Source organism: Vibrio sp. 10N.222.55.A1 (genome assembly GCF_041473835.1).
Lineage (GTDB): Bacteria > Pseudomonadota > Gammaproteobacteria > Enterobacterales > Vibrionaceae > Vibrio > Vibrio crassostreae_C.
In genome coordinates, this window is sequence record NZ_JBFRSX010000035.1 from 112417 (window position 1) to 119437 (window position 7021).

The following is a 7021-nucleotide window of genomic DNA, read 5'->3' on the forward strand; positions in this document are numbered from 1 at the left end:
AGGCGAGATGAACTAGGTAACATTATGAAAATTAAAGCACTTTCTAAGCTAAAGCCTGAAGAAGGCATTTGGATGACCGAGGTTGAAAAACCTGAAATGGGTCATAATGATCTTCTTATTCGTATTAAGAAAACCGCAATTTGTGGTACTGACGTACATATCTACAACTGGGATGAGTGGTCACAAAACACAATCCCAGTACCTATGGTAGTAGGTCACGAATACGTGGGTGAAGTTGTTGGCATTGGCCAAGAAGTTCGTGGTTTTGAAATCGGCGACCGTGTATCTGGCGAAGGTCACATCACATGTGGTCACTGTCGTAACTGTCGTGGCGGCCGTACTCACCTTTGTCGTAACACAACAGGTGTTGGTGTTAACCGCACTGGTGCGTTCTCTGAGTTCCTTGTGATTCCTGCGTTCAACGCATTTAAGATCCCTGCAGAAATCTCTGACGATCTAGCTTCAATCTTTGACCCGTTTGGTAACGCAGTACACACAGCACTTTCTTTCGACCTAGTTGGCGAAGACGTGCTAATTACTGGTGCAGGCCCAATCGGTATCATGGCTGCAGCTGTTGCTAAGCACGTTGGTGCTCGTCACGTTGTAATCACTGATGTAAACGAGTACCGCCTAGATCTTGCTAAGAAAATGGGTGTGACTCGCGCAGTAAACGTGATGGAAGAGAAGCTTGAAGACGTAATGTCTGATCTTGGCATGACTGAAGGCTTCGATGTAGGCCTAGAAATGTCTGGTAACCCATCTGCGTTCAACAGCATGCTGACTAACATGAACCACGGCGGTAAGATCTCTCTACTAGGTATTCCACCATCAGATATGGCAGTAGACTGGAACCAAGTAATCTTTAAAGGCTTGGTTATCAAAGGTATCTACGGTCGTGAGATGTTCGAAACTTGGTACAAGATGGCTTCATTGATTCAATCTGGCCTAGATCTAACACCAATCATTACTCACCACTTCAAGGTTGATGACTTCCAAAAAGGCTTTGACGCTATGCGTAGCGGGCTTTCAGGAAAGGTTATCCTTGATTGGGAATAGTCTAAATTAGGCTCTCATTAGCAAAAGGCGACAGGTTAAATTGTCGCCTTTTTTACGTCTAAAACCGCTAAATAACGCTCGATTACAGTGGCTGTCGCCATTTTGTCGCCATTAATTTTCTAAAGGATTGAGGTGAACTGCCTGCATCAAATGCTCGGGAGCAAAGTGAGAATACGCCATTGTCTGCTCAATTTTTGTGTGACCTAGAATCCGCTGTAACACCAAAATATCCCCTTTATTCATCATAAAGTGCGAAGCAAATGTATGCCGTAGAACATGCGTTGCTTGCCCACTTGGAACATGATTAGGTAAAGCCCTTTTAATGTAGCGCCAGGAATCCTTATAAGTAGTGTCAAAAATCTTATGGTCGTTCACTGCGATATCTAAGATCTCATGATACAAAGCAGGTGAGATGGGCACACTTCGATTTCTCTTACCTTTTGTCTCGGTGTAAGTTAGCTTGAATTCAGCTACTTGTGAACGGGTAAGAGTGAGAGCTTCACTTATACGAGCACCGGTGGCTAAGCAAATCTTAGAGATTACAATGAGCTGTGGAATCGAGACTGTAATTACGCGGTTGAAATTCTTCAGGTTAAATAGGAACTCTTCAATTTGTGGCTTGGTTAGATATGCCACGTTCTTCTCGCTAGTTTTGATTGTATCGATAGCTTCAATCGGGTTGGGGTATTTCCATTGATTGTACTTGATTAGTTTCTTGAACATTCCCTTTAGATAAATCAATTCCATGTTATGTGTTGTTGGTGAAATCTCAACAGATTTATTTTTGCCACGGTAAGGTATTCGTGTTGCACGATAGTCCAAGTAGTCTCGTTCTTTAAGGTGGTAGGCAATCGGGTTACCTAATCCTTCAATTGTTTTGGCTATCAGATCCCGAGCTTGCTGATCCGCACCAGTAGTTTTGGACACTGAGTTAAGTGAGTACAATCACTAATGAGGTGAACCATAACAAGCAAGAAGAAACGTATTATCCATTCTCCTGAATTTAAAGCCGAAACCCTGAAGTTGGCAGAGAAAGTGGGAGTCGCTACAGCTGCAAGACAGCTCTCGTTACATGAATCTCAGATCTATGGTTGGCGAAAAGCCACAAAGAAGAATTCTAATATTAGCCAACGAGAACAAGAATTGGCCGTTGAAGTCGCTAAGCTAAAAAGGCAGTTGGCAGAGCAAGCAGAAGAGCTAGACATCGTAAAAAAGGCCGCCACCTACTTCGCGAAAAATCTAAAGTAAATTGCTATGAATTTATGCTCGAACACCTGCTGAGTTTCAGTATTTCCCGTATGGCTAAGGTGTTCAGAGTTTCTTGAAGTGGGTTTTATTATTGGGTTGAGAACCGCCACAAGGCGATTCAACGTGAGACAGAGCGCCAAAAGCTTGATACCAAGGTAAAAGAAGCCTTTGACGTTAGCAAAGAATGAGATGGCTCAGACGTATTCAGAAAGAACTGGCAGAGAGCGGTGATAACCATAATGTTAAGACCATTGCCGCCAGTATGAAACGTCAGGATTTAGTAGCGAAAGCAGCACGCAAGTTTAAGTGTACAACGGACAGTAAGCATAAAATGCCCGTTGCTCCGAACTTGCTCACTCAAGATTTTAACGCAACGGCTCCGAATCAAAAATGGGCAGGAGACATTACTTATGTTGCCACAAGCGAAGGCTGGCTGTACTTAGCTGTCATTATTGACCTATATTCAAGGCAAGTAATTGGTTGGTCTATGGATACGAGAATGACGGCCTCACTGGTCTGTGATGCCTTATCGATGGCTTTATTCCGTCGAGGATTCCCTGAGCAGGTTATAACTCATAGCGATCGAGGTAGTCAGTACTGCTCGAAAGACTATTTCAATTGCCATTACGCTGAAAGTTGTTACCCATTCACCTCTACACTTGATTGTTTTCAATACGTTAAGTGCAAATACTACTAATCTGCCCAAGGTTTAGAGGACCTTGAACAGATTAGGTATACACAAGCTTAAATCAAACGTTGGAACGCGCGTTTTTCTTCTTTGATTTATAGGCTTTCATTGAAATTTTTAAAGCAAGCTGTTTTTGTTTAATTGAAATGAGTTGTCTCGTTACGACCTTATGGTGTAACTCTGTGATAAAGTTTTTTTCCCAAGGCGTAAGACGGTCAAACCTCAATAAAATAGTGTCATTGAGTACATTGAACAACTCGTATTGGCTTTTATCCATTCGACTGCTAAGCATTCAATTAGAGCACTTAGCTAGAGAAATGACGTTAAGGCTTTCTACTTTCTCATTTTTTCCTAAGGTTATGATTCGATAAGAGATCCCACTCTCTAATAGTGGTCTTATTTCGATGTTGTCACAAAAACTAATGGCGACTTTTTCTACTAAGCTGTCCATATTCAAAGTTTTCTTTTTTACGAAAACAAGAGTGACACTATTGCCCTCTGACTGAGCATTTACGAGTGTGATTGAGCCTAACTCTTGTGGAAGTTGGCTTGAGATAACCGTCGCTCTATAATCGGCAAGCCCATTAGATTTTATTGGGCTTATCTGACAACCGTTAAGCATGACACTGACGAAGAGAATTACAGTTGTTCGTAGCATTATACGCTCCTTCTTCCTTTCTTCTCCCTTTAGGTGCCTTAAAATATTTATGGATATAACGTGAAGACATAGAAGATAAGAGCGCACTATAATCTAAACTGAATGTGACTTTTTCCCCTACAAGTAGTGGTTTCTGTGAGGATTCAAGGACAAGATGATCACTGGTTGAAGACATGATCTTAATCCCATTCGGAGCCTTAAGCCCGCTGACACAAACATCTTGGCGGCCTAATGCTAGAATAGCTTGTGAGACCTCCCCTCTATCTTGAAGGTTTTCTTTTTCACCAAAAGCATTTAACCCCCGACTCCCCCAAGGCAAAGTCGGTTTAGTCTTGGATTCAATCACTTCAGCGGTCAAAGAAACCGCATCCGTATGTAAGCCTTTGATATTTTCGTGCTCTAAAGGCTCACAGCCTAAAAAAATTGCTTCTCCTATACGAAGGTTATTGACTCGAGTTAAGCCCGTTCTCTGAAGAGCCCAGTTAACTGAAGCAGAATTACCCCCTGAAATAATTTCTAGACTGACCCCAAATGTAGCTTCAATTCCATCGGCAAGCTCAGAAAGAATACTCATATTTTGATCATCTGGAGCGACACCATACCGACAGGCTAAATTCGTACCAATTCCTTTTATCGTGATGTTTGGTAAAGAAATAATCTCTCGGATAAAATCAATCACGCGATTTGGCATCACACCTTCTCTGAGATCGCCAAGCTCAACCATAATAATGATACCGTGACAGCAATTTTGTTGTTCCGCTGCATGTGAAAGCCTCTGAATCACTTCAACTTCAGAGTTTAAACTCATATCACTGTATTTTATTACGCTTGCCACTTGACTGAGCATGGGTGTACGTATCAGCATTTTAGGGATAGCAATGCCAATTTCAGTCATCTTTTGAAGATTTTCGATTCTTGAATCGGCTAACATTGTTGCGCCAGCATCAATAAGAACTTGTGCGATGATAGGGTGGCCGAGGAAGACTTTTGTTACAGGCGTAACGGATATATTTTTCAGTGATAGCTGAGAAATCAGGAACTGAGCGTTATGATGAACTTTCCCACAATCGATGTCTAACCTAGGGTAGTTCACCCTTTTTCGGCCAGTTTACTTGCTATTATAGGGAAGGCTGACGTTACGATGTGCAGTAGATGTTCAACAGGCTGTGACAAGACATCAGTAACCGGTAGACCAAATTCGGTAGTGTAAGTGTCTATCGCACAACGTGTTTCATCCAACGACATATCTTCATGATTCAGTGTTAGTCCAATAACATTGGTATTAGAAAACGTTTCGATAAGATTGATTTCTGAGGCAATCGAAGGCATTGGGCAATCAGGAAAATCACTACGATATAAACGTTTAGGGGCATGTTGCAGTATCACACCCGTTGGACAACTGCCACGTAAGATAAAAGCGCTGGTTGAAAACGCAGGGTGACTCAAGGCTCCTTGCCCTTCAATAATTATCAGATCCGGATTTTCTTTTTCATAGGCCTGTACAATGACAGATTCCAACTCACCGGCACAAAATTGTGAAGGGACAGCATCGAGTGCAACGCAGTATTGTGCGCCTTGCATAATACCTGTTTGACCAGTGGCAATCAGAACGACGTTAAGGCCTTTTTTAGTCAGTTCATTCGCCAATATTGTTGCTGTTGTTCGTTTTCCTAGCGCGCAATCCGTCCCCATTACAGCAATTCTCGGACATTTAACGTTGTGTATTTTCCCGCTAAACGTTTTCAGATCGCCTTTACTTTTGGGTTTGCGAGTATCGAATATTCGAACGTTATTCTTTAAACTGGCTTCTAAAAATAGAGGATCATCGGTTAGGAATTCATGTAAGCCATTTACGATGTTCATTCCTAGTGACATGGCATTTAAAATGATACTTTTATCTAAGTCAGATAAAAAGCCACTTGATGGCGCAATACCAAAAATGAAGTAATCAGGAATGCTTTCTGCGTGAATGATAGCTTCTTCAGCATTAGCAAGGATAGGTATTCCATTGGCTTTGTTATCAAGAACTTCACCAGCATCTAAGCCAGCAGACCCACTATCAATAACCGATAAAATACGATAGCTTAACGAATGTCTCACTAACCCATTAGCGGTTTTACCATCAATTTTACCGAAATTACCTTCGCAATATATAATCGCAGAAGGGATGACAGGTTTTACTTTTTGAGCAAGTGGTAACCAAGGTGCGAAATGGGGTACGTTGTTGGTATCTACATTTTCAATTCTAGAGAGTCTGAATATATTTCTTAACTTTTCGGTTGAGATGGACATAATTAAAGCCTGCAGTATGGCTTAGGAGGGCGACTAAGGAGTGCCGAGTTGCGAGTTCGGAAAAGAAAAGAAGTCCCTACTAAGCGGTAGGGATAACAACCAAGGTAACACACTCACCAGACTTTTGTTGGTTATTATTAATACGCTTTCTGAGTCTATTACTTTCAGACTTCGCCCACTTGAGCGTTGTAATTTCTCAAACTCAATTTACCGCTTGTTAATCCCTTGTATCGAGACATTGCGGTCTCAGATATTGAGCGATAGTGATAACCAGACTCTGTTTTCCACTCCGATATTGTCCCATTTTTCAGAGCCGTTACTGCTTCGTTTCTGGGATGACCATCCTCCCAATGTACTGCATTCTTTCGAGGTGGTATCAACGGAGTACAGCCTTTATTTTTCAGGGTTTCATGACAACTTTTTGTGTCATATGCTCCATAGGTAAATTCGGTATGAACCTTTCTGCGTAAAGGGTTGAGTAATGTTGGTAGCACTTCACTATAGCCAACATTTACAAGGCTGACTTCCGCACTAATCGCTTCGTGAGTATCCACATCTACAGCTAAGTGCAGCTTACGCCATGTTCTTCGTTTTTCTGCACCATGCTTTTTTACTTTCCACTCACCCTCACCAAAGACTTTGAGGCCTGTCGAATCAATGGCTATATGGTGAATAGCCCCTCTAGACCTATTGCGATATTTGACCTGAACCGTCTTCGAGCGTTTACTAATACATGTGTAGCCAGGAGAGGTCAGCGGAACATCCATTAGCTCAAAGATAGAGTTGATAAAACCTTGAAGAGCACGTAATGGCAGAGAGAATATCCCCTTAATCATCAGGGCAGTTTCAATCGCTGTATCAGAGTACTGGAACTTAACTCAGTGTCCAAAACTTCTGGCACGGATCACTATGAATCCTAACCAAGGCCATTGGAACGGCTTTGTTTCCTAAATCAGGGAACTAATGCTTAAAGCTACGATCAGATCATCTAAGTTCACTCACATACTTAGAGCAATGCCAAAGCCTCGCTACAGAACAACTAACTGGAAACAATATAACCAAGCCCTAATCAATCGTGG

5 protein-coding genes and 3 pseudogenes are annotated in these 7021 nt (G+C 42.0%); 2 read left to right on the forward strand and 6 right to left on the reverse strand.

Features of this window, described 5'->3' with window-relative positions:
* The first annotated feature begins 24 nt into the window (after positions 1–24).
* On the forward strand, positions 25–1056 hold the full coding sequence (gene tdh / locus AB4493_RS11930; RefSeq protein WP_050649238.1) for an L-threonine 3-dehydrogenase: 1032 nt from the start codon (positions 25–27) through the stop codon (positions 1054–1056).
* A 111-nt stretch (positions 1057–1167) separates the two neighbouring features.
* On the opposite strand, the pseudogene AB4493_RS11935 reads toward tdh, so the two are convergent.
* Positions 1168–1956 (reverse strand): annotated as a pseudogene (locus AB4493_RS11935) (tyrosine-type recombinase/integrase); the annotation flags it as partial.
* A gap of 63 nt (positions 1957–2019) precedes the next feature.
* On the opposite strand from AB4493_RS11935, the pseudogene AB4493_RS11940 reads away from it, so the two are divergent.
* Positions 2020–2917, forward strand: a pseudogene (locus tag AB4493_RS11940) (IS3 family transposase); the annotation flags it as partial.
* A 136-nt stretch (positions 2918–3053) separates the two neighbouring features.
* Here the strand turns inward: AB4493_RS11940 and AB4493_RS11945 are convergent.
* From AB4493_RS11945 to AB4493_RS11965, 5 genes and pseudogenes are all read right to left on the reverse strand, one after another.
* On the reverse strand, positions 3054–3284 hold the full coding sequence (locus tag AB4493_RS11945; RefSeq protein ID WP_004735670.1) for a hypothetical protein: 231 nt from the start codon (positions 3282–3284) through the stop codon (positions 3054–3056).
* On the reverse strand, positions 3285–3650 hold the full coding sequence (gene gspS2, locus AB4493_RS11950) for a type II secretion system pilot lipoprotein GspS-beta (protein WP_136974880.1): 366 nt from the start codon (positions 3648–3650) through the stop codon (positions 3285–3287). It lies immediately after the preceding gene.
* Entirely contained in the window at positions 3607–4743 is a 1137-nt protein-coding gene (locus tag AB4493_RS11955) for an alanine/ornithine racemase family PLP-dependent enzyme (RefSeq protein ID WP_136974881.1), read from the reverse strand. Before AB4493_RS11955 ends, gspS2 begins: the two co-directional genes overlap by 44 nt.
* Positions 4740–5942 carry a DUF1611 domain-containing protein gene (locus AB4493_RS11960; RefSeq protein WP_372155024.1) on the reverse strand — a complete coding sequence of 401 codons (1203 nt, stop codon included), beginning with the start codon at positions 5940–5942 and terminating at the stop codon, positions 4740–4742. Before AB4493_RS11960 ends, AB4493_RS11955 begins: the two co-directional genes overlap by 4 nt.
* Before the next feature lie 164 nt (positions 5943–6106).
* Positions 6107–6814: pseudogene (locus AB4493_RS11965) on the reverse strand (IS5 family transposase); the annotation flags it as partial.
* Between the last annotated feature and the right edge of the window lie 207 nt (positions 6815–7021).

Excerpts from the sequence above, each read along its gene's own strand:
- gspS2 (WP_136974880.1), bottom strand. The coding sequence starts at position 3,650 with ATGCTACGAACAACTGTAATTCTCTTCGTCAGTGTCATGCTTAACGGT.
- AB4493_RS11960 (WP_372155024.1), bottom strand. The coding sequence starts at position 5,942 with ATGTCCATCTCAACCGAAAAGTTAAGAAATATATTCAGACTCTCTAGA.
- tdh (WP_050649238.1), top strand. The coding sequence starts at position 25 with ATGAAAATTAAAGCACTTTCTAAGCTAAAGCCTGAAGAAGGCATTTGG.
- AB4493_RS11945 (WP_004735670.1), bottom strand. The coding sequence starts at position 3,284 with ATGCTTAGCAGTCGAATGGATAAAAGCCAATACGAGTTGTTCAATGTA.